The organism is Pseudophaeobacter sp. 1A16562, from assembly GCF_041008785.1.
In the GTDB taxonomy this organism is placed as follows: Bacteria; Pseudomonadota; Alphaproteobacteria; order Rhodobacterales; family Rhodobacteraceae; genus Phycobacter; species Phycobacter gallaeciensis_A.
In genome coordinates, this window is the sequence record NZ_JAXGFT010000013.1 from 102270 (window position 1) to 126916 (window position 24647).

The following is a 24647-nucleotide window of genomic DNA, read 5'->3' on the forward strand; positions in this document are numbered from 1 at the left end:
TCTTGGCCGTGGCAACAGGGGAAAAGCGAGGCTTTGTGATCGTTTCTGCGGTCACAACTCCGGCTTGCAGGTGCCGTCAGGTAAACGGAGGTTTGTGATTGAGGTGCCGCTAAGCTCCAGTCATACGTAGATTGTTTTCATTTTGAGACCTGAGCGGCTGCCACTTTTGATCGCGGCGTCTGTGGCATGGGGGTCCGGAAACAGGTCGCATCGCTCTCTTTGCATGTGTTAGGGATAATTGTCACAAAGCGCCTACTGCGGAAGCGCCGATCTGTCTGTAATTACACATGACAAACAACAGTAGCCGATCCACCTCTGTGGGGCGGGACCTTTGAACCGGCTATGCTGGATCAATACAATTGGAAGTAAAAACAGGAGCCAACATGGCCGTAAAGACAGCGGTAATCGGACTGGGGATCATGGGGCAGCGGATGCTTGAGCAACTGATCCTGCACAAAGACTACACTCCGGTAGCCCTTTGGGATCCGTCTGCGGACGCTTGCGCAGCCGCGCAGGCACTGGCGCCCGAGGCTGAGGTGACAGGTTCGCCCGAGGCGGCGATCGCGGCGGCTGATTTGGTCTATCTTGCTTGCCCTCCGGTACCGCGCAAAGCCTATGCCCTGGCGGCGGCTGCGGCTGGCAAAGCGGTGTTTCTGGAAAAACCGCTTGGCGTTGATCTGGCGGAAAGCGAGGCGCTGGTGGCGGGGCTCAAGGCCAGCGGCGTACCAGCAGCGGTGAATTTCACTCAGGCCGCCGGTGCGGCTCTAACGGATATCTCCAGTGCTGCCCTTGCAGGGGAAATGGGCGATCTCGTCGGGGTGGATATGGTGGTGACCTATGCCGCCTGGCCGCGCGCCTGGCAGCAGGCGGCGGATTGGCTGCGGTTCCGCGCCGAAGGCGGCATGACGCGCGAGGTCCTGTCGCATTTCCTGTTCTTCACCCAGCGGATCTTTGGCCCGCTCACCGTCTCCTGGGCGAAGCCCTCTTACCCTGGGGACCCGGCGCTGTGCGAAACGGCGTTGTTGGCTCGGCTGGAAAACGAGGAAGGATTGCCGGTGTCGATCCTGGCTTCGGTCGGCGGTGCGCAGCCGGATCGTCAGGAGTTCACCATCAAGGGCAGCAAGGCCAGCCACCGGGTTTCGAATTTCTCGGACCATGCCATCTCGGAAGGGGACGACTTCGTTCCGGTGCCCCAACCTCCGGCAGACCGCCGCATCGTCGCGCTGCAAGCGCAGCTGGACGATTTCCTTTTGTGCATGGCGGGCAAACCTCACCGGCTTGCCACCCCGCAAGAGGCGCTGGAGGTGCAGCGCCTGGTTGAGGAGATGTTGGGCGGAAAAGGCTGACAGGCGTTTGGACCTGCCGTTGGGGCAGGTCCATCCTCGATACCTTGCGAAGTGGCGGCGAGGTGAGCCGCCCTCACGTGGTACATGCGCCTCGGCCTACGAAACCCCAAGCACCAGTTCCGCCGCGCTTCCTACATTTGACTTGGCAAGAACAGCACAAGCGTAGGGAAGGCGAGCAGCAGGATCAGGCGCAGGATATCCATCAGCCAGAAAGGCGTCACGCCGCGAAAGATGGTAGCGGTCGAAACGTCACCAACCACCCCTTTGAGGATGAAGACGTTCAAGCCGACGGGAGGCGTGATCAGGCTGATCTCGATCACAACGACGACAACGATGCCGAACCAGACCGGATCGAACCCCAGCGATGTGATCAGGGGAAAGAAAATCGGCACGGTCAGGAGCAGCATCGACATGCTTTCGAAGATGCAGCCGAGGCCGAGGTAGATCAATATGATCAGGATCATCACGACCCAGGGCCCCAGATCAAGCGATGTGACCAGCGCTAGTAGCCCTTCGGGCAGACCGGCCAGATTGACGAAGTTGGAAAACACCCAGGCCCCTATGAGAACCGCAAAGAGCGAGGCCGTGGTCAGAGCCGTCTCCCCCAGGACTTCGCGAATGCTTCGCCAATTCAGGTTGCCCCGGGCCAGGGCGATCAGGAAAGCGCCCATTGCGCCCATGCCTGCGGCCTCGGTAGGGGAAAAGGCGAGATTCAGCGGCCAGAAGTTGAGCGCTCCGTAAAGGCCGCCGATGACAAGGAAGAACAACAGCAGGACGGCCCAGACATGGCTGAGCGCCCGCAGGCGTTCGCCCCATGTGGCACGCGCCCCGGCAGGACCGGCCGCCGGGTTGCGCATCACCGTCAGGCGCACGGCCGCAAGGTAGAACAGGACGCCAAGGAAGCCGGGAACGATGCCCGCGATAAAGAGCTTGCCGATGGAGGTTTCCGTGAGCAGGCCGTAGATCACCAAGATCACCGAGGGTGGAATGAGAATGCCCAGGGTGCCGCCCGCCGCGATGGAGGCGCTGGAAAGACCGTCTGCATATCCGTATTTGCGCATTTCCGGCATGGCCACCTTGGCCATGGTTGCCGCCGTTGCCAGCGAGGATCCGCAGATGGCCGCAAACCCACCGCAGGCCACGATTGTGGCCATGGCCAGACCGCCACGGAAATGTCCCAGAAAGGCGTTCGAGACGCGGTAGAGCTCGCGACTGATCCCACCCTTGTTGACGAAAAGCCCCATCAGGATGAACAGGGGAATGACGCTGAGGCCGTAGTCCTGTGCGGTGTCGATGATCAAGCGCCCGACCATCGAAATCGCAGCGCGATAGCTGGTTTCGTAAATCAGCCCGATCATGCCGACAAAACCCATGGCAAAGGCAATCGGGATGCGCAGCAGGACCAGAACGAAGACGGCGATAAAGCCAAGGAAGGATTCAAGCATTCTTGGCCTCCAGCATATGCGGCGCAATGAGGTGCAGCAGGCCGCGCCCGATCAATGCGACAGCGGTGATGTAGATCATCGCTGCGATGAAATAGGCGATATAAAAAGTGGGGATCGACAGATATTCTGTCACGTCGCCGTAGCTGCGCGAGCGTTCCGCCAGATCGACAACACGGCCCGCCGGATACCACAGCATCACAGCACAGATCAGGGCAACAGCCGCATCACGCCAGCGTTCAAGTCTCATCCTGCGGAACGGCCCGTCCAACAGATCAACGGCGATATGGCCGTTCTGGGCGCTCAGAACCGGCAAGGCGGCGAACACGATAAGCGCAATGCCGATACGGATCAGCTCGGTTGCCGCTTCGATCGGGGCATTGAAAACCGAACGCATCAGCACATCTGCAAAGGTCAGGCACATCAGCGCAAAAAGGGACAGGTTGGCCAGGAACATCGGCAGTTTTGAAAGGGCGGTCAGGAACCGGAGGGCGTATTGCATCGGGCCTCGCTTGAGCGCAGTAGGATATGAAAGGACCGGCGCCCATCTGTGCGCCGGTCCCGTTTTCCGGATCGTTTACTTGCCAGACGCGGCGGCCATTTCCTTGACCATCATGTCATAGGCGGCTTGCCCGTCGACGCCTGCATCTGTCACCTCTGCGATGATCTTGTCGCGGACCTCTGCGGCCATGACGGCAAAGGCTGCCTGATCTTCCGCGCTGGCCTCAACGATCTTATTGTCCGCGGTGTCCAGGGTCAGCTTGCGTGCGGTCGCGTCGCTTTTGTCCCAGACCGCGCCCATCATCCGCGAAGCAGGTTCGCCGAAGACCTTGCCGTCGAGGGCCTCCTGCACATCGGCGGGCAGGCTGTCGAATTTCTCCTGGCTCATGATGACCGAGAAGGAGCCACGATAAAAACCACCGGGCATTTCATACACGTTCTTGGCCACTTCGTTCAGTTTGAAGCTGATACGTTCGCCAAGGTTCATAGCAACCGCATCTGCAGCGCCAGAATCAAGCGTCTCGTAGACCTTGGGGGCAGGCACCTGGATGCCGACAAGGCCCAGTTTCGCGCCTACGTCTGCGGAGACACCACCGCCCAAACGTGTCTTGAGGCCAGACAGATCGGCCAGGGTGTTGACCTCTTTGTTCGAGTGGATCTGCCCCGGGCCGTGGGTCGTCAGCGCGATGACCTTGACGCCGCGATGCTCGTTCAGGTCCTTGAGAATGGCTTCGTGCACCCGCCAATGAGCGACCGAGGAGGCTTCGGCGTTGCCCTCGTAGCCGGGGATCTCGACCAGCTTGGTGCCGACGAACCGTCCGGGCGTGTAACCGTGAAACAGGATTGCCACATCCGCGATGCCATCAAGGACCAGATCCATCTGCGCAGGCGGCGAGGCAAGGCCGCTCTTCAGCTCGGTCGTCACGGCGCCGTCCGTGGCCTCGGACATCATCTCGCCCAGTTGAGCGAACATTTCAGTGTTCACCGGGTGGGTGGGCGGCAGCCATGTGGAAATGGTGATCGTTTCGGCAGAAAATGCACTGGTTCCCATGCTGATCGCAACGGCGGCGCTGGCCAGAATCTTGGTTAGCTTGGTCATTGGAGTGTCTCCCAGAATGTTGGATTCATACCATTTTCAGGGTCTATCGCCCCAATTCGGAAGGTATATGCGTTTTCATGTAACTCCATTTTTGCCGTCTTGAAAACTATTTTCTGCTTAAAGCTTCTCTGGCGCGTCCTCTTCCAGGGTGTTCAGCAATGCATGCAGTATGGGCTTCAGGTGGTGTCCGCCGTGCTCTTTCAGGCGTTCTAGCAAGGCCTTTTCATGGGCTTGTGCCTGTGGAACCAGCCTGTTGGTCAACGCGCGCCCCTCCGGCGTCAAAAAGACGCGGACCCGTCTGCCATCTTCGGGATCGCTTTGGCGGATCAGTAGTCCGCGCTTCTCCATCTGGGCGATGATGCGGGTCAGGCGGGATTGCTCAACCAGCGCGATCCGGGCCAACTGCGTGATCATTGCGCCTTCGCAGTCGTGCAGGCAGGCCAGCACCCGCCATTCCGGCACGCGCAGGCCCGAGCTGCGGACTTGGGCGTGAAACTGGGCACTGGCCCCTTCGCTGGCGGCAGCAAGCAGATAAAGCAGGTAGTTGCTCACAAACCCCGGTGTGCCATCCGGGCTGACTGGCGTTGTCATAGGTCCACCCAGCATGCGCCAAGGCGACGCCCAGAAATGTCTTGACCTGAGTTATATGAAATTTCATATTCTTTCAAAAGGAGGACTCCCGTGAGCAAAATTGATGGTGTCGTGCTGGAGGTTACACCGCTGACCGACCGTATCAGCAGCCTGACAGTGGCTGCAACAGATGGTCGCGTGTTGCCCGAATGGGAGGCCGGCGCGCATGTCGAGTTCGACGTGCCGGGCGGAACCCGCGCCTATTCACTGGTGGCGTTTGATGCTGACCTGATGTCCGCGCCGAAGGAATACCGCATCACCGTTCAGCGCGAAGACGAGGGGCAGGGTGGCTCCAAGGCGATGCATGCGCTGACGGTGGGAGATCCTGTTACTATTGCAGCGCCCAAGAATGATTTCCCGGTGAAGCTGGACGCCCCGGCTGTTCTATTGGCGGGCGGTATCGGGGTCACGCCAATGATTTCGATGGCGGCGGCCTTGCAGGCGGCAGGCCAAAGATTCGCGTTCCACTATGCGGGCCGTACGGGTGCCGCCATGGCCTATCACGAGAGGCTGGCGGACACCTTGGGCGAGGCGTTTCACCTGCATTGCGATGATGACTCGAGCGCGCTGGATCTGGATGCGCTCATCAGCGGGTTGGGGGATGCACATCTTTACGCCTGCGGTCCGCGGGGCCTGCTGGATGCGGTGCGCGCCAAGGCCGAAGGTGCCGGTATTCCAGCGGATCATGTGCATTTCGAACTCTTCACCGCGGCCGAGGCGCAGGAGGGTGACAGCGCCTTTGAGGTGCAGATCAACGATGGCAGGGTCTTCACCATCCCTGCGGACAAAACCATCGTCGAGGTGCTGGAGGAGCATGACGTCGATGTCCTTTACGATTGCCAGCGTGGCGATTGCGGCATCTGCCAATGCGATGTGATCGAGGGCGTGCCGGATCACCGCGATGTTGTGCTCAGCGAAGCGGAACGCGCCGCCGGTGATGTGATGCAGATATGCGTAAGCCGCGCGAAATCCGCGCGGCTGGTGCTGGATATATAGGGGAACGGACATGGTCAGCTATTCAGGAAACCCAACTGCGGCGGCGTCCCTTGTGCAGCCCCATCAGGTGCACCGGGATGTCTATATCAACGAGGACATCTTCAAGCTTGAGATGAAGCACGTCTTTGCCAACTCCTGGGTGTTTGTCGGCCACGAAAGCCAGACCCCGGCCAAGGGCGATTACTTTGCGACCCAGATCGGGGATCAGCCGGTCATCCAGGTGCGCCACAAGGCGGATGACATCCAGGTTCTTTATAATCGCTGCCCGCACAAGGGCACCAAGATCGTCATCGACCGCCAGGGCAATACCGGTAAATTCTTCCGCTGCCCCTATCACGCGTGGTCCTTCAAGACCGATGGCTGCCTGCTCGCGATCCCACTCAAAAAGGGATACGAGGGCACCGGCCTTGAAGAGACAGAAAGCGGCAAGGGCATGAAGGCGGTTGGCGCCGTCAAGAACTATCGTGGCTTCATCTTTGCGCGGCTGGCCGAAGAGGGCATCAGTTTCGAGGAGTTCTTTGGCGACAGTCTCAGCTCGCTCGACAATATGGTGGACCGCTCGCCCGAAGGTCGGCTTGAGGTGGTCGGCCCGCCGCTGCGTTATCTGCATCACTGCAATTGGAAAATGCTGGTCGAGAACCAGACCGACACCTGCCATCCAATGGTCGCGCATGAAAGCAGCGCCGGAACCGCAGTGAATCTATACGAAGAGCTGGACCTGCCAGAAGGCACGCCCAAGCCCCCCGCGATGGAGATCATCGCGCCCTTCATGTCCCCCTATGAGTTCTTCGAGGGCATGGGCATCCGCACATGGCCCAACGGGCATGGGCACACGGGCGTCAGCCATTCGATCCATTCGGACTACTCCGCCATTCCGGGGTATTTCGAAGCATTGACGGAAAGCTACGGAGAGGAGAGGGCAAAGGCCATCCTAGACGACAACCGGCACAACACCGTCTATTTCCCCAATATCATGATCAAGGGTCCGATCCAGCAGCTGCGGGTCTTCATCCCGCTCGCGGCCGACAAGACCATCGTGGAAAGCTACATCTACCGTCTGGTCGGGGCGCCGGATGCGCTGACTGCCCGCACCGCGATGTACAACCGCATGATCAATGCGCCCACCTCGATTGTCGGACATGACGACCTTGAGATGTACGAGCGCGCGCAGGAAGGATTGCACGCCGACGGGATGGAATGGGTCAATGTCCAGCGCCTTCTCGAAGACGACGAGGATTTCAGCGAGGAAGCCGTCCACAATGGCACCACCGAACGCCAGATGCGCAACCAGTTCAACGCCTGGGCCAAGTTCATGACCTATGATGCCCCGGAGCAGGAGGTGGCGGAATGAGTGTCACACGGGATCAGCTGATCGATTTCATCTATGGCGAGGTGCGGATGCTGGACGAGGGGCGCTATGACGAGTGGCTGTCGCTCTGGCTGCCCGACGGGATCTACTGGATGCCGCTTGATTACAAGCAGACCGATCCGATCAATCAGACCTCGCTTCTATACGAGGACATGTTCATGCTGAAGCTGCGGGTGGAGCGTCTGAACGGCGCGCGCACCTTCAGCCAAAAGCCTAAAAGCCGCTGTCATCATGTCATTCAGCGCCCATTCGTGGATGAGATGGGGGATGACCGTTTCGTGACCAATACCTCGATGCACTACGTGGAGACGCGCCTGGACGAGCAGCAGTTGCTGGCCTTGACCGTGCGGCATGATCTCGCCCTGGTGGACGGGGCGCTTCGGATCGCGGGCAAGCGGGTTGATCTCCTCAATTGCGACGCGGCCTTCCGCAATATCCAGTTGCTGCCATGATTACCGCACAGACCGTTTTTGGCGCCTTTGCAGAGAGCGCCGCCCGCTGGCCTGACCGTCCGTTCCTGAATGTGCTGCCAGAGACGGCAGAGATCTACGGGATCGACGCAGGTGAGATCACCTACGCCGAGGCCTTAAAGACGGTGCAGGGCCATGTCGCAGAGATTGAGGCTGCCGGATACGTCAAGGGTCAGCGCGTTATGGTCTTGCTGGAGAACCGGCCCAGCTATTTCCTGTGGTGGCTGGCCTTCAATGCACTCGGGATCTCCGTCGTTCCCGTGAACCCCGATCTGCGCGCCGCTGAAATGGAATACATGATCGGGCACGGCGAACCTGTTCTGGCGCTGTCGCTGGCCAGTCGCGCGGACGAGCTGCGCCGCGCCGCCGAGGCGGCCAAGGTGCAGATGCCTGTGGTGACACTTGGGGAACCGCTGCCGAAGGCCGTCAGAACCGAGGCCATCGCCGTGCGTAATGGCGATGCAGAGGCGGCGCTCCTTTATACATCGGGCACCACCGGGCAGCCCAAGGGCTGTATCCTGACCGATGAGTATTTCATCGAGGCGGGCCGCTGGTACAGCACCGCAACCGGTGTTTGTGCGCTGAACACGGATGGCGAGCGGATGATCACGCCGCTGCCGATCTTTCACATGAACGCCATGGCCTTTTCCTTCATGGCGATGGTTGCCGTGGGCGGGTGTCTCACGGCGCTGGACCGCTTTCATCCGCGCAGCTGGTGGGACTCGGTGCGCCGCAGCCGGGCAACCTGCCTGCATTATCTGGGCGTGATGCCCTCGATGCTGATGGGGGCGGAGCCTTGCGCGGAGGATCGCAATCACTCGGTACGCTTCGGGTTTGGCGCAGGGATTGATCCCAAACTCCATGCCCCCTTCGAAGAACGCTTCGGCTTTGCCCTGACCGAGGCCTGGGCGATGACCGAAACCGGGGCAGGGGCCACCATTTGTGCCAACCGCGAACCACGCAATGTGGGCACCTCCTGCATCGGCTGGCCGCAGGACACGGTCGAGGCGCGGCTGGTGGATGACAGCGGCGCGGATGCAGATCAGGGCGAATTGCTGGTGCGCCATGCGGGGTCGGATCCGCGCAAGGGCTTCTTTGCCGGATACTTCAAGAACCCGGACGCAACGGATGAGGCCTGGGAAGGCGGCTGGTTCCACACCGGCGATATCGTGCGGCGCGCGGCGGACGGGACAATGTATTTCGTCGACCGCAAGAAGAACGTGATCCGCAGATCCGGGGAAAACATCGCGGCGGTCGAGGTGGAATCCGTCCTGGCCCGCCATCCGGCAGTTCAAAGCGTTGCGGTCGCCGCCGCTCCTGATGAGATCCGGGGCGACGAGGTCTTTGCCTGCATCATTGCCAAGGAGGGGGCCAGCCCAGAGCTTGCCCATGAGATCACCACATGGTGCCTGACGCAGTTGGCCTATTACAAGGCGCCCGGCTACATCGCCTTTGTCGAAGACCTGCCCGTCACCGCGACCCAGAAACTGCAACGGGCGGTGTTGAAGACGCGCGCGGCTGAACTGCTGAAGGATCCCCAGACCATCGACACCCGCCATCTGAAAAAGCGGAGCGCGGCATGAACCGACTGCCCTATGACGGGGTTGTGCTGACCGCGCCCGTGTCGGTGCCCTACGTGCGCTACACCAATGAAACCGCCCATTGGTGGATCGCCCGCGCCCTGCGCGAGGCGCTGAAGGTGATCGGCATGACGCCGCAGCAACTGGACGGGCTTTCGGTCTCCAGTTTCACGCTGGCGCCCGATACGCCTGTTGGCCTGACCCAGCATCTGGGCCTTTCGCCCCGCTGGCTCGATACCGTTCCGATGGGCGGAGCCTGCGGTGTTGCCGCCCTGCGCCGGGCGGCGCGCGCGGTGCAATGCGGCGATGCCGATGTCATCGCCTGCGTGTCGGGGGATACCAACCGGATCGACAGTTTCCGCACCCTTCTGTCCGCCTTTTCGCGGTTCTCGATGGATGCGACCTTTCCCTATGGGTTTGGCGGCCCCAACGCGAGCTTTGCCCTGTTGCAGGACGCCTATATGCAAGAGTTTGGCGCCACGCGTGAGGATTTTGGCCGCATCGCGGTGGCGCAGCGGGCCAATGCCCTGAAGAACCCGCAGGCGATCATGAAAAAACCGCTGAGTCTTGATCAATACCTTGAGGGCCGCATGATCTCGGACCCGATCGGCCTGTTTGACTGCGTGATGCCCTGCGCAGGCGCTGAAGCCTTTGTAGTGATGCGCGAAGAGATGGCCGTGGCCAAGGGGCTGCCCTTTGCCCGCATCAGCGCCACCATCGAGCGCACCAATGCCTTTCCCGAGGATCCCATGCAGCTGCGCGGCGGCTGGGCCGTGGACGTGGACGAGCTGTGGCAGATGGCGGGCCATGGCCCGGACGAGATCGACGTCTTGCAAACCTATGATGACTACCCGGTGATCTGCATGATGCAGTTCGAGGATCTGGGGTTCTGCGCCAAGGGCGAGGGCGCGGAGTTCGTGCGCCGCCACGATCTAACCATCGGCGGCGATTTTCCGCATAACACCTCGGGCGGGCAGCTGTCGGTCGGGCAGGCCGGCGCGGCAGGCGGCTACCTTGGTCTTGTCGAGGCGCTGCGGCAGGTGACAGGAACGGCGGGGCCAACCCAGGTCGAGGGCGCCCGCCGGGCGGCCGTGTCGGGCTTTGGCGTGATCAACTATGACCGGGGTCTTTGTTCCTCTGCCGCCGTCATCGAAGGAGGGGCGACATGAGCGAACCGCTGGTCCCACCGAAAAAGAAAGACCCGCAAAAACGCACGACCGTGCCGGTGCTGCCCCCCGCCACGCGCAGCCGGGCCGCGTTGGGGTTGGGTGTGATGGCCGCGCAGGGTCGTTTTGGCCTGCAGGTTTGTGCAGACTGCCAGGCGGTGCAATATCCGCCACGCGATGCCTGCCACAAATGCCTATCCACTGATCTGCCTTGGCAGGATGTGGATCCATCCGGCACAGTCATGGCTGAAACCACCATCCGTGTGTCGCCCGAACCCTATTTCCGTGAACGGATGCCCTGGCGCATGGGCGCGGTGAAACTCGATGCTGGGCCGATGCTGAATTGCCATCTGCATGGCGAGGTCGGTCGCGGCGATGTGGTGCGCATGGCGTTGAAACTGGACAGGGCCGGGCAGGGCGTCTTGGTTGCGCTGCCACAGAAAGGAAGCGATGCGATGCAAGATGATTCCGTGCTGCGGGCGATGTCGTCCGATCCAAAATACCGCCGCGTCCTGATCAGTGATGCGCGCGCGCCGGTGGCCCTAGCCCTGACGCAGGCGCTGCTCAAGGCCGGTGCCTCCCATGTGTTCCTGGGGGAGCCGGAAGCCTGGCGCAGCTGGCCGGAACGCGCGGCCTTTGAAGCGATGGAAAACGTCTCGCTGCTGCCGCTGGACGTGACGGATGTGACGTCGATCGAAAAGCTGGCGGCCGAGATCGGCGGCAAGGTCGATATCCTGATCAACACGGCCAGTTTCGTGCGCCCCGGCGGGATCATGGGCAATGACACGGTCTTTGCCCGCGACGGTTTCGAGGTGAACACCTTGGGCTTGATGCGGCTGGCGCAGGGGTTTGGCCCCGGCATGGCGGCGCGGGTGCAGGATGGCACCAACTCGGCGGCGGCCTTCGTGAACATCCTCTCGGTTCAGGCGCTGGTGCCGGATCCGGGCTTTGGCACATTCGGGGCGTCCCAGGCGGCGGCGCGGTCGATCTCGCAAAGCCTGCGCGCCGAATTCCGCCAGAGCGGCTTGCGTGTGATGAATGTCTATATCGGCCCCATCGAGGGTGATGCCTGGTTCCAGCCCCTGCCACCGCCCAAGGTGACGCCGAACGCCGTGGCGCGCTCGGTCGTCGGCGGGTTGGTTGATGGGCTGGAAGAGGTCACCTGCGGCGACATCGCGCGTGATCACTATGCGCGCTGGCAGGCGGATGCGCTGCTGCTGGAGCGGGAAATGACCGGAGGCGGATCATGAGCGATCTTATTGCAGATGTGGCGGTGGCGCTGGGCAGCGGTGCGGCGCGTATCGTGGACCTGACCCATACGCTGGACCCGGATTTCCCGGTGATCATCCTGCCGCCGGAATTTGGCCAATGTGCCCGCTTCCGCATGGAAGAGGTCAGCGCCTATGATCATCGCGGACCCGCGTGGAAGTGGCACAACCTGACCCTCAATGAACACACGGGCACCCATTTTGACGCCCCTATCCACTGGGTGTCGGGCAAGGATGTGCCCAATGGCGCAGTGGATGAGATCGATCCTAGCGTCTTTGTCGGCCCGGTCGTGGTGATCGATTGTTCCGAAGGCGCGGCCAAGGACGACGATTTCGAACTGACGCCAGAGATCATCGAAGCCTGGGAAGCCGAACACGGAGAAATCCCTGCCGATAGCTGGGTCTTGATGCGCACCGACTGGTCCAAGCGCAGCGGGGCAGCCTATCTCAACATGGCAGAGGACGGGCCGCATTCACCGGGGCCGAGCCCGGCAGCGATCGAACTGCTGCTGAAACGCGATATTCGCGGCTTTGGCACCGAAACCGTTGGCACCGATGCCGGTCAGGGCGCTCATTACGTGCCACCCTATCCGGCGCATTACTTGCTTCATGGGGCAGGCAAATTCGGGCTGCAATGCCTGCGCAACCTGGATCAGCTGCCCCCCACGGGCGCGCTTCTGATCGCCCCCCCTCTCAAGATAAAAGGCGGCACAGGCAGCCCCCTGCGCGTGCTGGCAATGGTGACGACATGAGCAAGTATACAGCCGTGATCACGGGCGGCAGCAAGGGCATTGGCGCCGATTTGGGGCAGCGCCTGATTGCTAGGGGATATACGGTCGTGTCCCTGTCACGCGGCGCGCCTGAGTGGTCGGATCCGGGCCTGCACCACGTGGAGGTCGACCTGCTGGACGCAAGCGCCACGGCGAGGGCTGCAGCAGAAATCGCAGCCAATCATGACGTGACACATCTGGTGAACAATGCCGGGATGATCTGGCCCAATCTGCTGGAAGAGGCATCGCCCGAAGATCTGGCCGGGCTGACGCAGCTGCACCTTGCGGCCCCGCTGACGCTGTTGCAGGCCTTCCTGCCTGCGATGAAGGCGTGCGGTTTTGGACGCGTTCTTTTCAACGGCTCGCGTGCGGCACTTGGTGTGCCGACGCGCACGGCCTACTCGGCGACCAAGGCGGGGATCATCGGCATGGCCCGCACCTGGGCGCTTGAGCTTGCCGGGCATGGCATCACGGTGAATGTGGTCTCTCCCGGCCCCGTGCAGACCGATAACTTCTGGGGGATCATTCCCAAGGGCAGCGACCGTGAGGCAGAGCTGGCGAAGCGCATTCCGGTGGGACGTCTCGGCACAGTGCGCGATATCTCGAACGCCTTTCTGTTCTTTTGCGATCCGGAGAACGGGTTTGTCACCGGTCAGACCCTGTATGTTTGCGGTGGCGGCAGCGTCGGGGCGATGTCGCTTTGACCGGGGCTGCTCTGTAGCGCTTGAAAAATGCACTGCAATTCTAAAGCAAAAGTACGACCGCTGTCGGCTTGTGCAACAGCGCTGCTGCGCCGCAAGAAAAACCGATGGGTGCGCAGGTGTACTGCGGCATTGAGGCAAGTCATTGGTGGTGTGGTAGGCCCGGCAGGAATGTCAAAAAGGCCTAAATGCCTATATTTTATTGGCTCAGGTGTACCGCAAAAAGTGGGTGCGGTACACCTTACCAGTCCAGAGCGTTCAGAGCTTGCATCCCGCCGGTAGCCAAAATGCGCCGCTCCGCGCCCTTGGTATAGACCTCTGAGGTCTTCGCCTGGGTGTGGGACATGATGGCCATGATCTGGTGCTGAGAGCAGCCCATCTCTGCCAGCAGCTCTCCCATGGCTTTCCTGATCCCATGCGATGATCTCTCAGCGATCCCGGCTTCCTTCAGCCAGCGCTGAACCCTCACTCGGAGACCTTCAGTCGATTTGTATGGGCGGCCTTGGCTGTTCAGGATGTAGGCTGGGCCGACCACCTTTGCCGCGCGTGTCGCCTCATAGAGAGGGGGCAGCATCGGGATCGAGACCGGAGCCGATCCTTTCTTGCGTGGCTGGTACTCCAGATAGACCTGCCCATTGTAGACCTTCTCCTGATCTCGGCCCAGCCATACGGCATCCCCGATGCGGCAGGTAGTGAAAGCTTGAAGCGTTAGCCACAGGTGCGCGGTGGTGCCTGTCGGGTGAGCCTCTTTGAACCTCTTGAGATCACCTGCGGTCCAGGGCGTGGCCCCTTTGGAGTTCAGGTTGATCTTGCCGATGCCGACACATGGGTTCATGGAGGTGGTGCCGTGCTCGATCGCCCATTGGTACATCGCGCGCACAGACTTGATCATGTTATCCGCGGCGCCCGGGCGATCTGCCCAATCGTCTCGGATCGCAACAAAGGCGCTCGGAGGGGCTTCTAGGTCGCATTCGCCATAGCGGGTGCCTTCCGGATCTTTGAAATCGCATACCCGGGTCAGCATCGAGCGCCGTTGCTTCAGCGTGTCGCTGGACAAGTTTTCGGCAGAAACCATTTTCGTGAGATACTGGAGGTATCTGTCCTTCAGCCAATCGAGGGACCGGTCAATCGCCTTGGTTTCCTGCGGCTGCCAGACATCGCCTTGGCGCGCGGCGTAATAATGGTTCGCAAAATCAGGGTCTTCTGGGCCAACGGGGATCGTGATCTTCCGGCCTTTTTGGCCTTCCACTCGGACACGGTACCGGGCTGATCCGTTGCGATTTCGCTCGATCAAAAAGCCCGGAAAGTGTACTCGCACGTCCGTCATCCTCGGTCCCATTGTTTGGGAGTGTAGGATGCCATTTTTATTGTCTTCTCGTCTACAGCCTTCGGCCCCAGAGCCTCGATGCGGACGGTGCCGTCTACGTTGTTCACGGTGACAGCGCCAATCTGGATCCCAGACAGCTGCGCCGCCTTGATCGCGCGCTGGATTGCGGCCTCTGTTACGCGTGGGGCACCCATTCTACTGGACGCCTTTTAGATCGGTGCCGGGAAAGATACCTCCGGGGGCTTTCCAGCCGTGCCACCCGATGCGGTAGAGAAGTCCTCCGATCATTCCTTGGCCCTCCGACGGTTCCAGAATTAGGCCGTGAAGGCATTGATGGCGTAAACGGCTAGCCAGATCAGGCCGCCAGCAATGGCCAGTTTGGCGATGATCGCGTAGATCATGATTTTCTGGGTGCGGGCTGACTGCCGATCGAAATGACGGTCAAAGTTGTCCATTTTGGTTCCTCGCTGATTGGGGTTGGTTTCCGTCGCTGCCCCCTCGATCAATGAGGGGGCACAAAAAGAAACCAGGTGGGATCAGGTGGTTTCGGGGCTGCCGTAGAATAGCGGCAATTCGGTGCCTTCCCGAACCAACTCGACCGCCATCTTGAAGGCGTCTTCAAAGCTCTTTTCCGGGTTGTAGGGCGTCATGATGAATTTCACGGTGGCGCCGCTCTTGCGGTAACGGAACCGGACAGCCATGCGGTAGGGCGCTTCGCCGCGGAACACCGGGATGGCGATAATGATCAGGTTCGGGATGTTCAGAGGTTTGCCCTTTTCATCCGTGTGTTCGTTGATGAAATTGACCTGAGCCTCGCCGGTGTCGCGGTTCGTCGTCACGGACAGATCGCTTTGTTCAAAGACCTGGAACTGCCGGGACATTTGCAGCAGCTGGTGCAGCTGGCCGAATTTCCCTTCGATCTGCTGGGCGGTCGTGATCAGCCGGTTCTCCCAGCCCTGGTTTGCGTCTTTTACATTGCCGTTGATAATGGCCGGGGTGGGATCCAGAATGTCCTTGGCGTTGGCCTCGATGAACTCGCCCATTTCATCCTTGTCCAGGGCCTTTCCGGAAATGCCCATCCATGCCTTCCATTCGTCAGATAGCGGGAAGCTGTAAACCGCCTTGTGGTGGCAGTGGCGGGCCGAGGGGTCGCCTTTGACGTTGAGGGGATCTGCAGGGCCCTTGGCGTGATAGTCGGCAATGCAGGTCAGCCGGGGTGCGGCCATATCGGGCTTTGCGAACAGCACCGAGGTGTCACCGGAAAACCGGTTCGACCAGTCGATGAGGCTTTGCAGGTCTTCGATCTGTGCGGTGCCCTTGCGGCGGGCGGGTTTCAGGTACTCTGCCGCAGCGCGCACATCGCTGGTCAGGTTCTTGATGTCACGGTGCTGGGGAACGGCAACCATCTGCGGCTTGGTCAAATCCAAATCATCCGCCAGTTCGACGGGATCGTGGAGGCCGATTTTTTCCATAACGTCGCGCATGGTCTCGGCGGGGTTCTTCATCACTTCAGGGTCGTCATAAGACATTTTGGATTCTCTTCTGCTTCAGGGTGAAAAGGGTTGGCTGGTTGGCTTAATCCACGTCGCGGATTTCGCCGGTTTCAGGGTCGTGATCGGGCAGATCGCGCACCGGCTGGTGCATCTGTTTCATCATGGGGCTGTAGAGGGTCAGTTCGCCCTGGTCGTTGATGAAGGCGGCGGCGCTGGAGGGCGGCTTTTTCGGTCCCTTGAAGGTGGCAGTTGCGCCCATGGCCACGTCGCCGGAATTGCCAAGGGCATAGTTGACGGTGATCGTCATGCTGCCGCTGCAGCCTTTGGTGCCGTGTTCAGCCTTGTGGTCCAGCAGATCGCACTGCAGCTGACGGTGATCAGTCAGCAGCTGTTTCAGAAAATCTCCGCCATCAAACAGGGACAGGATCTGTTCAACGCTGCGCATTTTGTAGGGGTCCCGGGGTTCCGGCGCGGGTGTTGCGGTGGGGAGTTTGGCGGTCATCACGTCAGGTTCCTTTCCTTATCGTGGGGTTGGGATGCGGCCTGCCCAGCCGTCGAACTCAGTCCGTAGAATGTCGAACCGGTCCCGGGCGATGGGGTTGGTGGCGAGGTCGCGGCGGCTGTCGATCTGGCAGCATTGGCGCAGGAACTCGGCAGCGGCGGCGGTAGTGAACTCGGTATCCGGGAAGCCGCTGCGCACGGCTGTAAATCGGCGGAACTGCGGGTCGTTGCACAGGATGCCGGCCTGTTGTTGCGCGGGAAGATTGCAGAATGGTGTGCGCTGTTCTTGGGCCATTTGATTTACCGGGTTGTGGTTTCTCTGTGGGGCGCGGCGCGGTTAACCGTGAGTGAGGGCTTTTTTGGGGAAGTGCCGCGCCCCCGGGGTGTCTGGTGGGCCGGGGCGCTGCCTCTGCGATCCCCGGCCCCTGCTCGGCCCGGCCTTGTGTCAGGCCGTGGCAGTCCTGATCGGGTCCGGCGCCATGCTCTGGCCGTTGTAGGGGCAGTCAGGGCGGCCATCTGTGGCGCGGATCGCGGGATTCAGGGCGGCGGTGATCCAGTTGTCGATCGCCTGATCCTCGCCCATTCCGCTGGCGTTTACGTCATGCAGCTGGATTTCCATCAGGGCGCGGCGTGGCATGGGGTATGGGTACAGACCGCCGGTTTCGATCACGGCGCAGGCAACAGCATCGCGGCGTTCCCGGCCTGTCAGTTGGCTAATGGTCTGGGCAAATCTTGCGGCTTCTGTGGTCATGAACTGATCCTCGTGAAAAGCGGCGCGGGCAGGATGTGTTTGGAGGAGGATTGACCCGCCCGCGCCATTTCGCGCCCCTGCGCAAGGGCGCGAAACCTCAAGAAAAAGCGGCGCGTGTAATCCTCCAAAAATCACGCGCCGCTATCCGGCTATCTGGGGTCGGGCGGTGCCCGTGGGTGTGTCCTGCCGTGTGGCGCCGGTTTGGCTGCGATATGGGGCAGGGTGATGCGGGCCAGATGGTCAGGCTGCATGGCAGTTGCGATGCGGGTAGCCTTTGGCCTCGGCAATGTCGCGGACCTTCTGGCCCACGCGATCAAGGGTCTGGTCGATCGGTTCCGGCGCAGGCGCGGGGCGGTCGATCAGGTGCCGCGATTGCAGACGGCTGGGGTCGAACCCCTTGCCACGGGCGGCCAGCATGGCCCCCCATGCGGCGGTGAACAGGCTGGGATCGTCAATGTGATCCTCGGGTGATGCGACAACGCCAAGGGCGCCACGGATCACTGCGTTTGATTTGACTTGCATTCAATCCTCCATCGGTTGATGAAGGTGAAGATATAGAACTAAAAACCTATGTCAAGATATAGTAGAAATAAAAAACTATGCAGCGAGAATCAAAAACCCCCGCACGAGGCGGGGGCAGGAAAAGGGAGCGATGGGATGTCGAGTGAAGTTACCGCCAATGGTGTATGTCGCAGGCAAGGGGATGAAGAGCCGAATGCAGATGGCATGACTCTCTTGCCGTTTTCCGAGTGGCAGTTTCAATACTGTGAGGGACAAGAGGAACTGGCAGTTGGGGCGTGGCTTGATAACCGAAGTAACACCATCCATTGGAGAATGGCGAAGGTATTTCCTTGGCGTGGGGGCGGTGACTTTGACTACTTGTCTATATGCCCTTGGTCAAACGATGGTCTGGATTAGTGGCTTGCCTGTGTCGGGTGACTCCGTTCGAATCTTGGCGCCCGAACGCGATATTTGGAATTGGTCTAGAGCAAACTTAATCATGTCTGAGCGATTTGGAGACAGTTTTGTCATACCCTTTACGAAAGCATCCACTTCACTTTGGAGTTCCAGGCGTCTTGCGGTCTGGTTGATCTTTTTTCTGTGAGGCGGCAGGAGGACGTGCTGGGCCAATAGCGATCGGATCGCGACAAGGGGGAAGGCAAGTGCTTTGTCGATTGGTCCGCGAGTGCTGGGGAATTGTGAGTATTCTTTGGTCCACTTTTCTCGGGCTCGTGGTCCGAAGATTTCGAATTCTCTAGGGAGGAACTCGAGGTGATCAAGTTCGTTGTTCAGAAGTTTTTCAACGGGTTTGTTTCGCCTGGGGTCGGGGAGGGTCAGTTGGGGGAACCTATCCACCCACCGCAGTTTTAAGTGTGATAGCTCGTGAAAAAGCGTTCGGGTCGGTATACGATCCGTGATTGAGACAATAATTGCCTCACGGTCATTAAAAAGATATCCAGCGGTCTTAAGTCTGGTGCCAAACCAGGCTCTGGCTAAGCCCGGGTTTTCTTGCGTGAATATCGGTGCCTGGACGTGTTGCCTTATGGTTTCATAGAGGTCTAGGCAGGCCTGTTGTTCTGGGGTGGGGCCGTCTGGGAGAATCTCATTGAGGTTGTGAAATAGTGGTCGCGACTCGGGTGTTACAGGATACCCCTGTTTGTCCCAGAGCTTTGTGAGATCTTGCGCGCTCAAAACAGTACCCCTTGCTTTTGGTGATGATGCTCTTTCGCTAACTGAAAACTGTATTGTTTTTACTCCTGTTGAGTGGGGCAGGAGGTATTTCAATGACTGATAGTGATCTTATTCTTTTTCTTCGGCGGCTTCTGGCTGAGGCCGATCCGCAGCGGCAGCAAGCCCTCGTCCATAGCCAAGAAGCTGCTGTTTTAGCGGTTCGGGTAGCTGGGCAAATAGACGCACGATTTCTTGCTCTTCTGCGGTCTGGGCGCTGCTCATGAACTCTTCCAGCGTCGTCCCCAGGGCGGCGCAAATCTTTCGCATCGTCGCAACGCGAGGGCTTTTGTTGTGCCTGAACATGAGCCGGATAGTGCTGTTGCTCAGACCAGCTTTAGTCGCGAGATTGGACACATTTAGATCCGGGTCAGCGTCGATTGCGGCCTGTAAGCGCGAGAGAAATGGGTCTGGGGTTGGGTTCGATGCCATGTAGTTATTTAGGACTACGTTTGGCGGACGTTCCATGGTTTTAAAGTCCCTTGACGGCATAGAACTAAAAACCTATCCATGAGCCATGGAACAATTCATGGAAGAAATCCGCGCCTATGCTGCGCGGCTGGGGATCTCGCCCTCGACCGTCATCCAAAAGGCGGGTGTCGGGGGCGGGGGCACCTGGGCGAAATGGGAAAGCGGTGAGGGTAGCCCGACGCTGCGCACCGTGGACCGGCTGCGTCAGTACATGGCCGACAATCCGCCGCCAGATGATGCGCCCTGTGATCCGCATACGGAGGAGGCCGCATGACGCGTCCTCGGCTGACCTTGATTGTGAACAATGATGTGTCATGCGCTGACCCTATCGCGGGGTCGGCTCAAACCTCTTGGTCAAATAAGTTTGATCCATATGCGCTAAAGGTCAGCGCGCCTGATCTTTGGTCGCTCTATTTCCGTGCCCGGTTCAACAGCCCGCGCGAAGTGGCTCTGTTCTGTGATGTCAGTTTTCAGACTGCGTTGAACTGGTGGGGCGCTGTTACGGCCCCCGCCAATCATATCGCGTTGTTGGTAATGTTGACCGATCCAGACGCCCCGGCGTTTTTCGGTGCAGAATTGGATCGGGCAGCATGATCGGGCTTGGTCGCAACACCGCAGGCAGTGGGTTCGCCACCCACGCCAGTGCTGACCGGGGGCAGGCGCGCCTGCACATGGTGGCCCCCTTTACCTCCCTGTTGAGAACCTTGCGCGCGGCTGCTGGTGTGGCTGCGCGCATTTTTTCAGGGGTGTGTCATGGGTGAATTGAAGTACCCCGTTCGGGACTATTCCGGGCCGCCCGATTGGGATGATTTGGGCGTTGATTACGCGGGGTCGGGCCTGCTGTTTTTTGGTTTGTCCGTTGATGAATTGATCCGCCGGGCGCGGGGGCAGGTTGCTTTTTTGGCGGTGCCCTATGCAGAGCTGACCACGGGCCGCGCCCTGGTGGCGCAGGAGACCGCCGAATGGCGCGCGCAGCTGCTGCCGAATCTGGTGACTGTGTCACCTGCTGTTGATGTCGAAACGTTGTTGGAAACCGGGCGCGCCTCGGTCAGCCCGGCGAACAATATAGCCCGCTGGCGGCGCATGACGCGGATGTATCTGAAGCCTGCGGACGCGGTCGTTATTCCCCCGATCGGTGGGCGCGAAAAATCGCGTGAGGTCCACCAGATTGCAGAATCGGCGCTGACTGCGAACCGGCCTGTTTATGTGATTGGGGCAGGGGTACGGTTATGAGCGCGCACAGCCCCAAAACCCGCGCCCGCCATCCCAACCCGACGACCTACCGGCGGGAGCCTTTCCAGGTGGCCCATATTCGGTTCGAGGTCTGCGACCACCCGGATCATGGCAAGACATTCGCCCTTTTTGCAGGCGAGGCAGCAGATCCAAAGATGCAGCGTCCGCTGTTCACGGGGTTTGTCCAGCGCGGCATGGGAGCCCAGTTGCGTCGCCTGGCGCATCGGATTGATGAGCTGGAAGCGGGGCTGCCGCCCGAAGGGGGCGAGGATGGCTAAGCCCAAATACCGCGATATCACGATCCGAGGCGTCACATATCAGGACGCAAAAACTGCAGCTGCTGCGCATGGTGTCGGTCGAAACACGGTCCTGAAGGCGTTGCGCAAAGGGCGGCTGGATGGCGTTGGCTTGGATCGTAAGGGCATTCCTGAAATGCCAGTCCGAATCCGCGGCAAAGACTTCAAGAACGCGGCTGCGGCAGCACGTCATTTGGGTGTCAGTCGTAGTGCGATCTATGCGGCTTTGTCTGCGGGTGATCCCGACAGGGTGGGGCGCAAGCGTATCTCGCCCCTTCATTGTTCCAAAGCCTTTGCAGTTGGTGGGCTGCGGTGGCCGTCCTTGCGGGCGGCCAGTATCGATCTTGGGTTTTGTCCTGAATACGTTTCCAAAGCCTACCGATTGAACCGGAAGAGCGCAAAACATCGCATTCTGGCTGCTGCGATGCGCCTTGCCCATCAGCGGCAGTCCGGCCTGACAGGGGGCGGTGATGGCATTTGAGGATGTCAGAAGCAGCCAGGGCCGCAGGGGTCACCCTTGCATGAGGGCGATCTGTGATGAGTGCGGGCGGGACGAGGTGTTTGCCTGTCTGGCTGGTGATTCAGGTCGGGCCTCCAAAAAAGTTCAACAAATGGGCTGGGCGATTGTGAAGGGGACACTTCACTGCCCGGCCTGCGAGCGGAAGAGAAAGGCAGGAAACATGGCAAAGACCGGATCCAGACAGGTGCTGGCCAAGAAAACCACGACGCCGCCACCGCCCAAGACGGGGGTGCGTCAGCCGACGCGGGAACAGCGGCGCGAGATCATGGGACTGCTGGAAGTATCCTATGATCCCGATGCTGGACGCTACAAAGGTACCGAAACGGATGAAACCCTGGCCGATGTTCTTGGCGTGATGCCGGGGTGGGTGGCCGAAATCCGCGAAGGCTTCTTTGGCCCATCAGGCGGCAATGAGGAATGCGAGGCCCTAGCAGCTGAGATCGTCTGCTTTTTGACCGATGCGCGCGCTCAAATGATGGAGCAAAATGCGGCGATCGGTAAGTTGGGCGAACTGACTGAGCAGGCGCGCGGCCTGGCTGAACGGTTGGCCAAGGTTGAAAAGGCCGTTGGCCCGCGTGTCATGGCGAGGGCGAAATGAGCGCACCAGCCAATCACCTGCAGCCTGTGGATGTCGGCGGCCTGCCGGAATACCCGATCGAGGCGGGCGAGCGGCTGGAAAGCCATTACTTTGTCGAGTTCCACTATCAGCGGTGGCTCACCAGTGACACGCGGCTGCTGGCGGATCTTGAGGTCCGTTCGGTCTTTCTGGACCTGGTGTTTCTGTCTCAAACCCAGTCGCCGGTCGGAACACTGCCGACCAACCCAAAGCTGTTGGCGAAACTGGTGGGCGTCTCGCAGGAGGTCTTTGACGGCCTTTGCGGGCGCGAGGTCGGGCCGTTGCATGGCTGGTCCCTGTGCCTGTGTGATGGTGTACAGCGGCTTCACCATCGGGTTGTTCTGGAGCTGGCGCTGAAAGCGGTCACCTCAAAGAAGCGGAACGCCGCAGCCAATGCCAATGAGCGCCAGCGCAAGCGGTTTGCCAGCATCCGCAAGAGCCTGGGGGATATTCCAGGCGGTGCCCGGTTTGCCGAAAGCCAGTCGATGGTCGAGCGGATCAGTGACTGGATCGAGGCGGAGTATCCCGGCGGCAGTTGCACCGTCACCCGCGTGAAAGAGGCGCTCACCGCCCTGTCGATGCAGGACTAAATATCTTCCGAAAATCTTCCGCCGGAAGAAAACGGAAAGCCCCCGGAAAGTTTCAGGAAAGTTTTGGAGGATTTTGGAAGTTCCCTGGCCTGATTTCTTCCAGAAATCGCGGTTCTGAAAGGAGATAGGAAAGAAAAAGATAGCGAAAAGATAAACGCAGGCGCGCCGCAATTGGCGCAGGTGGATGTGGATAAGTCGGGCGGGGCTTAGAAAAGGCAGGCAGATGGATACGAAAGAGCAGGCAGTGGGTGAAAAGCGGGTGCAGGTGCATCTGATTGATACGTTGGTTCGGCTGGGGCTGGTCAAGCCAACGGGAATGACGGTCGCGCAGTTCGAAATGATGCAGGAGGAACTGCGCGGTAAGCTGGCCTATATGACAGAGTTGAACCTGCAAGCGCTGGCCGAACAGGTTGGCAATCTGGCGGGCGGAAAGAACAGGGATCGGTTTCCGATCGCGGCCAAGATCCTGAAATGGGCAGCGGACATACAGGCACCCGCAGATGATGCATCGCCGTTGTTTCGCGCGGTGTTTGGCGGGGAGCTGGGGCGCGCGGCCATGGCCGAGGATTTCGGGCCGGAGCTGCTGATGCAACTGCGTCGGAACCGGGTTTGGCCCAGAGAATTTGACGTGCGGCAGATTCGCGAACGTGCGTCAGATGCCAGGCGGCGCATTGCCAAGATCGAGGAGGTGGAGCGTCGTGGTGGTAGTCTGAGCAACGATGATCAGATGTTTCGGGCTGGTCGTGCCCGTGCTGCAGAGAAATGCCGCCGGATTGTTCGGCTGGTTGCGGAGGGTGCGCAGTGACTGAACAGGTTGTGATCGTTTGCCCGTCCGGTGTCGCCCGTCTGCAGGAAGAGGCTGAGCGTATCGCCGCGATCAAGGCGCGCGGGGCGGTTCCGGTGGAGTGTGGTCCTGAAATCTCGGTTGCGCCGGGCCGGGGCCCTATGATCCGCTTCACGCCTCGGGAAATCCGGAAGACCGATAGCGGTGGCTTTGTTTCAACACGATCTGGATATGAAGGGCGTGATGCGGCACGGGTGGCGGATGTGTTCGACGAAATGGAGCGCGCTGCACTCAAGGCGCATCAGGCCATGCAGGTGCGGAGAAGGCGCGAGGGGAAGGATCCGCAGCCATACCACGCGCCATTTACGCCAGGACAGATCAGTGCGGGCAGGGACTATGCTGCGCTGGTCGAGCGGGTGAACGCGTCTGGTGTAAAGTGCTCTTCACTTGAGGCGATCAATACCGGTGGGTGCGGCGGTGGTGATCGAGAGGAGGCGGTTCTTCGGGACTTCCAGAGGTTGCGGGCTTTGCATCGCCGGGTCGGTGGCGGGCTGGCAAAGGAGGTGCGGCGTATCCGTCCGTCGCAGAATGGCGGTAGGGCGCGCTCGACTATCTATGTTCGACGCCTCGTTGATCTGGTCTGTCTCGGTGGTCTGTCGCTGGAGAGGGTCCTGGCGTTGCACGGGTGGGCAAAGGACGGGCGATCGATCAAGGCTCTGCGGCGGTCTCTCTGTTCGGCTCTGGACAGAATGCAGGGCTATGATCTCGCGGTCTGATAAAAGGGTATTGACACTTAACCCACCTGCAGACCATGAATAGTACATCATCAAGAAATGCGCCCACGGGAAACCGTCGGGCGCTTTTGCGTTTGGGGGAGAGCTTATGCCGAAGAAACCCTGTGCGCAGGGCGGGTGCTCCCGTCTGGTTGAGGTTGGGACGATCTACTGCAAGGCGCATGAACGTGCCGAGAAGCAGAACCGGGACCGACCTTCGGAGGCA

Annotated in this window: 33 protein-coding genes; 19 read left to right on the forward strand and 14 right to left on the reverse strand. The window is 60.3% G+C overall.

Features of this window, described 5'->3' with window-relative positions; all coding sequences use genetic code 11:
• Positions 1–383: 383 nt before the first annotated feature.
• On the forward strand, positions 384–1346 hold the full coding sequence (locus SM764_RS17455) for a Gfo/Idh/MocA family protein (protein WP_369002343.1): 963 nt from the start codon (positions 384–386) through the stop codon (positions 1344–1346).
• Positions 1347–1477: 131 nt separating this feature from the next.
• Here the strand turns inward: SM764_RS17455 and SM764_RS17460 are convergent, their stop codons facing one another.
• From SM764_RS17460 to SM764_RS17475, 4 genes are all read right to left on the reverse strand, one after another.
• A complete protein-coding gene (locus SM764_RS17460; RefSeq protein ID WP_369002344.1) occupies positions 1478–2791 on the reverse strand; it encodes a TRAP transporter large permease in 1314 nt (437 codons plus the stop codon).
• Positions 2784–3290 (reverse strand): TRAP transporter small permease, encoded by a 507-nt coding sequence (locus SM764_RS17465; RefSeq protein WP_274867577.1) that lies wholly within the window; start codon positions 3288–3290, stop codon positions 2784–2786. The genes SM764_RS17460 and SM764_RS17465 overlap by 8 nt, the downstream gene beginning before the upstream one ends.
• Before the next feature lie 75 nt (positions 3291–3365).
• On the reverse strand, positions 3366–4388 hold the full coding sequence (locus tag SM764_RS17470; RefSeq protein WP_369002345.1) for a TRAP transporter substrate-binding protein: 1023 nt from the start codon (positions 4386–4388) through the stop codon (positions 3366–3368).
• Between the two features lie 117 nt (positions 4389–4505).
• Positions 4506–4979, reverse strand: coding sequence for a MarR family winged helix-turn-helix transcriptional regulator (locus SM764_RS17475; protein WP_369002346.1), 474 nt, complete (start codon positions 4977–4979; stop codon positions 4506–4508).
• Between the two features lie 90 nt (positions 4980–5069).
• On the opposite strand from SM764_RS17475, the gene SM764_RS17480 reads away from it, so the two are divergent.
• The 8 genes from SM764_RS17480 to SM764_RS17515 are packed head-to-tail and all read left to right on the forward strand — an operon-like array spanning position 5070 to position 13341.
• Positions 5070–6014, forward strand: coding sequence for a PDR/VanB family oxidoreductase (locus SM764_RS17480; protein WP_369002347.1), 945 nt, complete (start codon positions 5070–5072; stop codon positions 6012–6014).
• Between the two features lie 10 nt (positions 6015–6024).
• Positions 6025–7365 carry an aromatic ring-hydroxylating dioxygenase subunit alpha gene (locus SM764_RS17485; RefSeq protein WP_369002348.1) on the forward strand — a complete coding sequence of 447 codons (1341 nt, stop codon included), beginning with the start codon at positions 6025–6027 and terminating at the stop codon, positions 7363–7365.
• Positions 7362–7835 carry an aromatic-ring-hydroxylating dioxygenase subunit beta gene (locus tag SM764_RS17490; RefSeq protein ID WP_369002349.1) on the forward strand — a complete coding sequence of 158 codons (474 nt, stop codon included), beginning with the start codon at positions 7362–7364 and terminating at the stop codon, positions 7833–7835. The genes SM764_RS17485 and SM764_RS17490 overlap by 4 nt, the downstream gene beginning before the upstream one ends.
• Positions 7832–9436 carry an AMP-binding protein gene (locus SM764_RS17495; protein WP_369002350.1) on the forward strand — a complete coding sequence of 535 codons (1605 nt, stop codon included), beginning with the start codon at positions 7832–7834 and terminating at the stop codon, positions 9434–9436. Before SM764_RS17490 ends, SM764_RS17495 begins: the two co-directional genes overlap by 4 nt.
• On the forward strand, positions 9433–10602 hold the full coding sequence (locus tag SM764_RS17500; RefSeq protein WP_369002351.1) for a thiolase family protein: 1170 nt from the start codon (positions 9433–9435) through the stop codon (positions 10600–10602). Before SM764_RS17495 ends, SM764_RS17500 begins: the two co-directional genes overlap by 4 nt.
• On the forward strand, positions 10599–11849 hold the full coding sequence (locus SM764_RS17505) for an SDR family NAD(P)-dependent oxidoreductase (RefSeq protein ID WP_369002352.1): 1251 nt from the start codon (positions 10599–10601) through the stop codon (positions 11847–11849). Before SM764_RS17500 ends, SM764_RS17505 begins: the two co-directional genes overlap by 4 nt.
• Positions 11846–12619, forward strand: a complete 774-nt coding sequence (locus tag SM764_RS17510) for a cyclase family protein (protein WP_369002354.1) — start codon at positions 11846–11848, stop codon at positions 12617–12619. Before SM764_RS17505 ends, SM764_RS17510 begins: the two co-directional genes overlap by 4 nt.
• Positions 12616–13341: an SDR family NAD(P)-dependent oxidoreductase gene (locus SM764_RS17515; protein WP_369002355.1), complete on the forward strand. Its 726-nt coding sequence runs from the start codon at positions 12616–12618 to the stop codon at positions 13339–13341. Before SM764_RS17510 ends, SM764_RS17515 begins: the two co-directional genes overlap by 4 nt.
• Positions 13342–13579: 238 nt before the next feature.
• Here SM764_RS17515 and SM764_RS17520 read toward each other — a convergent pair whose 3' ends face one another.
• The 10 genes from SM764_RS17520 to SM764_RS17565 all read right to left on the reverse strand — a co-directional run bounded on the left by SM764_RS17520 (position 13580) and on the right by SM764_RS17565 (position 19606).
• Complete coding sequence (locus SM764_RS17520; RefSeq protein ID WP_369002356.1) at positions 13580–14677, reverse strand: tyrosine-type recombinase/integrase; 1098 nt, start codon at positions 14675–14677, stop codon at positions 13580–13582.
• Complete coding sequence (locus SM764_RS17525) at positions 14662–14859, reverse strand: hypothetical protein (protein WP_369002357.1); 198 nt, start codon at positions 14857–14859, stop codon at positions 14662–14664. Before SM764_RS17525 ends, SM764_RS17520 begins: the two co-directional genes overlap by 16 nt.
• Positions 14860–14979: 120 nt before the next feature.
• The gene (locus SM764_RS17530) at positions 14980–15120 is read right to left on the reverse strand and encodes a hypothetical protein (protein ID WP_369002358.1); all 141 of its coding nucleotides are present in this window, start codon (positions 15118–15120) and stop codon (positions 14980–14982) included.
• Positions 15121–15201: 81 nt separating this feature from the next.
• The gene (locus SM764_RS17535) at positions 15202–16194 is read right to left on the reverse strand and encodes a DUF2303 family protein (protein ID WP_369002359.1); all 993 of its coding nucleotides are present in this window, start codon (positions 16192–16194) and stop codon (positions 15202–15204) included.
• A gap of 46 nt (positions 16195–16240) precedes the next feature.
• Positions 16241–16660: a hypothetical protein gene (locus tag SM764_RS17540; protein WP_369002360.1), complete on the reverse strand. Its 420-nt coding sequence runs from the start codon at positions 16658–16660 to the stop codon at positions 16241–16243.
• 18 nt (positions 16661–16678) lie between these two features.
• On the reverse strand, positions 16679–16954 hold the full coding sequence (locus SM764_RS17545; RefSeq protein ID WP_369002361.1) for a hypothetical protein: 276 nt from the start codon (positions 16952–16954) through the stop codon (positions 16679–16681).
• A 150-nt stretch (positions 16955–17104) separates the two neighbouring features.
• Positions 17105–17410 (reverse strand): hypothetical protein, encoded by a 306-nt coding sequence (locus tag SM764_RS17550; protein ID WP_369002362.1) that lies wholly within the window; start codon positions 17408–17410, stop codon positions 17105–17107.
• A 240-nt stretch (positions 17411–17650) separates the two neighbouring features.
• Positions 17651–17932, reverse strand: a complete 282-nt coding sequence (locus SM764_RS17555) for a hypothetical protein (RefSeq protein WP_274866369.1) — start codon at positions 17930–17932, stop codon at positions 17651–17653.
• A gap of 375 nt (positions 17933–18307) precedes the next feature.
• The gene (locus SM764_RS17560; RefSeq protein ID WP_369002363.1) at positions 18308–19195 is read right to left on the reverse strand and encodes a hypothetical protein; all 888 of its coding nucleotides are present in this window, start codon (positions 19193–19195) and stop codon (positions 18308–18310) included.
• Between the two features lie 15 nt (positions 19196–19210).
• Positions 19211–19606, reverse strand: coding sequence for a helix-turn-helix domain-containing protein (locus SM764_RS17565; protein WP_369002364.1), 396 nt, complete (start codon positions 19604–19606; stop codon positions 19211–19213).
• Between the two features lie 61 nt (positions 19607–19667).
• On the opposite strand from SM764_RS17565, the gene SM764_RS17570 reads away from it, so the two are divergent.
• The 10 genes from SM764_RS17570 to SM764_RS22585 all read left to right on the forward strand — a co-directional run.
• Positions 19668–19883, forward strand: a complete 216-nt coding sequence (locus SM764_RS17570) for a helix-turn-helix domain-containing protein (RefSeq protein WP_369002365.1) — start codon at positions 19668–19670, stop codon at positions 19881–19883.
• Complete coding sequence (locus tag SM764_RS17575) at positions 19880–20203, forward strand: hypothetical protein (RefSeq protein WP_369002366.1); 324 nt, start codon at positions 19880–19882, stop codon at positions 20201–20203. The genes SM764_RS17570 and SM764_RS17575 overlap by 4 nt, the downstream gene beginning before the upstream one ends.
• Before the next feature lie 126 nt (positions 20204–20329).
• Entirely contained in the window at positions 20330–20842 is a 513-nt protein-coding gene (locus tag SM764_RS17580) for a hypothetical protein (protein ID WP_369002367.1), read from the forward strand.
• A complete protein-coding gene (locus tag SM764_RS17585; protein WP_369002368.1) occupies positions 20839–21120 on the forward strand; it encodes a hypothetical protein in 282 nt (93 codons plus the stop codon). Before SM764_RS17580 ends, SM764_RS17585 begins: the two co-directional genes overlap by 4 nt.
• Positions 21113–21619, forward strand: a complete 507-nt coding sequence (locus SM764_RS17590; protein ID WP_369002369.1) for a hypothetical protein — start codon at positions 21113–21115, stop codon at positions 21617–21619. Before SM764_RS17585 ends, SM764_RS17590 begins: the two co-directional genes overlap by 8 nt.
• A complete protein-coding gene (locus SM764_RS17595; protein ID WP_369002370.1) occupies positions 21609–22256 on the forward strand; it encodes a hypothetical protein in 648 nt (215 codons plus the stop codon). The genes SM764_RS17590 and SM764_RS17595 overlap by 11 nt, the downstream gene beginning before the upstream one ends.
• Entirely contained in the window at positions 22253–22864 is a 612-nt protein-coding gene (locus tag SM764_RS17600; RefSeq protein ID WP_369002372.1) for a hypothetical protein, read from the forward strand. Before SM764_RS17595 ends, SM764_RS17600 begins: the two co-directional genes overlap by 4 nt.
• 223 nt (positions 22865–23087) lie before the next feature.
• Complete coding sequence (locus tag SM764_RS17605) at positions 23088–23669, forward strand: hypothetical protein (RefSeq protein WP_369002373.1); 582 nt, start codon at positions 23088–23090, stop codon at positions 23667–23669.
• Complete coding sequence (locus tag SM764_RS17610; protein WP_369002374.1) at positions 23666–24424, forward strand: hypothetical protein; 759 nt, start codon at positions 23666–23668, stop codon at positions 24422–24424. The genes SM764_RS17605 and SM764_RS17610 overlap by 4 nt, the downstream gene beginning before the upstream one ends.
• A 106-nt stretch (positions 24425–24530) precedes the next feature.
• On the forward strand, positions 24531–24647 hold a 117-nt coding region (locus SM764_RS22585), incomplete at its 3' end, for a DUF8602 domain-containing protein (RefSeq protein ID WP_490363073.1).

Coding starts and splice junctions, on each gene's coding strand:
- SM764_RS17455 (WP_369002343.1), top strand. CDS start 384: ATGGCCGTAAAGACAGCGGTAATCGGACTGGGGATCATGGGGCAGCGG.
- SM764_RS17460 (WP_369002344.1), bottom strand. CDS start 2,791: ATGCTTGAATCCTTCCTTGGCTTTATCGCCGTCTTCGTTCTGGTCCTG.
- SM764_RS17465 (WP_274867577.1), bottom strand. CDS start 3,290: ATGCAATACGCCCTCCGGTTCCTGACCGCCCTTTCAAAACTGCCGATG.
- SM764_RS17470 (WP_369002345.1), bottom strand. CDS start 4,388: ATGACCAAGCTAACCAAGATTCTGGCCAGCGCCGCCGTTGCGATCAGC.
- SM764_RS17475 (WP_369002346.1), bottom strand. CDS start 4,979: ATGACAACGCCAGTCAGCCCGGATGGCACACCGGGGTTTGTGAGCAAC.
- SM764_RS17485 (WP_369002348.1), top strand. CDS start 6,025: ATGGTCAGCTATTCAGGAAACCCAACTGCGGCGGCGTCCCTTGTGCAG.
- SM764_RS17490 (WP_369002349.1), top strand. CDS start 7,362: ATGAGTGTCACACGGGATCAGCTGATCGATTTCATCTATGGCGAGGTG.
- SM764_RS17495 (WP_369002350.1), top strand. CDS start 7,832: ATGATTACCGCACAGACCGTTTTTGGCGCCTTTGCAGAGAGCGCCGCC.
- SM764_RS17500 (WP_369002351.1), top strand. CDS start 9,433: ATGAACCGACTGCCCTATGACGGGGTTGTGCTGACCGCGCCCGTGTCG.
- SM764_RS17505 (WP_369002352.1), top strand. CDS start 10,599: ATGAGCGAACCGCTGGTCCCACCGAAAAAGAAAGACCCGCAAAAACGC.
- SM764_RS17510 (WP_369002354.1), top strand. CDS start 11,846: ATGAGCGATCTTATTGCAGATGTGGCGGTGGCGCTGGGCAGCGGTGCG.
- SM764_RS17515 (WP_369002355.1), top strand. CDS start 12,616: ATGAGCAAGTATACAGCCGTGATCACGGGCGGCAGCAAGGGCATTGGC.
- SM764_RS17520 (WP_369002356.1), bottom strand. CDS start 14,677: ATGGGACCGAGGATGACGGACGTGCGAGTACACTTTCCGGGCTTTTTG.
- SM764_RS17525 (WP_369002357.1), bottom strand. CDS start 14,859: ATGGGTGCCCCACGCGTAACAGAGGCCGCAATCCAGCGCGCGATCAAG.
- SM764_RS17530 (WP_369002358.1), bottom strand. CDS start 15,120: ATGGACAACTTTGACCGTCATTTCGATCGGCAGTCAGCCCGCACCCAG.
- SM764_RS17535 (WP_369002359.1), bottom strand. CDS start 16,194: ATGTCTTATGACGACCCTGAAGTGATGAAGAACCCCGCCGAGACCATG.
- SM764_RS17540 (WP_369002360.1), bottom strand. CDS start 16,660: ATGACCGCCAAACTCCCCACCGCAACACCCGCGCCGGAACCCCGGGAC.
- SM764_RS17545 (WP_369002361.1), bottom strand. CDS start 16,954: ATGGCCCAAGAACAGCGCACACCATTCTGCAATCTTCCCGCGCAACAA.
- SM764_RS17550 (WP_369002362.1), bottom strand. CDS start 17,410: ATGACCACAGAAGCCGCAAGATTTGCCCAGACCATTAGCCAACTGACA.
- SM764_RS17555 (WP_274866369.1), bottom strand. CDS start 17,932: ATGCAAGTCAAATCAAACGCAGTGATCCGTGGCGCCCTTGGCGTTGTC.
- SM764_RS17565 (WP_369002364.1), bottom strand. CDS start 19,606: ATGGAACGTCCGCCAAACGTAGTCCTAAATAACTACATGGCATCGAAC.
- SM764_RS17570 (WP_369002365.1), top strand. CDS start 19,668: ATGGAAGAAATCCGCGCCTATGCTGCGCGGCTGGGGATCTCGCCCTCG.
- SM764_RS17575 (WP_369002366.1), top strand. CDS start 19,880: ATGACGCGTCCTCGGCTGACCTTGATTGTGAACAATGATGTGTCATGC.
- SM764_RS17585 (WP_369002368.1), top strand. CDS start 20,839: ATGAGCGCGCACAGCCCCAAAACCCGCGCCCGCCATCCCAACCCGACG.
- SM764_RS17590 (WP_369002369.1), top strand. CDS start 21,113: ATGGCTAAGCCCAAATACCGCGATATCACGATCCGAGGCGTCACATAT.
- SM764_RS17595 (WP_369002370.1), top strand. CDS start 21,609: ATGGCATTTGAGGATGTCAGAAGCAGCCAGGGCCGCAGGGGTCACCCT.
- SM764_RS17600 (WP_369002372.1), top strand. CDS start 22,253: ATGAGCGCACCAGCCAATCACCTGCAGCCTGTGGATGTCGGCGGCCTG.
- SM764_RS17605 (WP_369002373.1), top strand. CDS start 23,088: ATGGATACGAAAGAGCAGGCAGTGGGTGAAAAGCGGGTGCAGGTGCAT.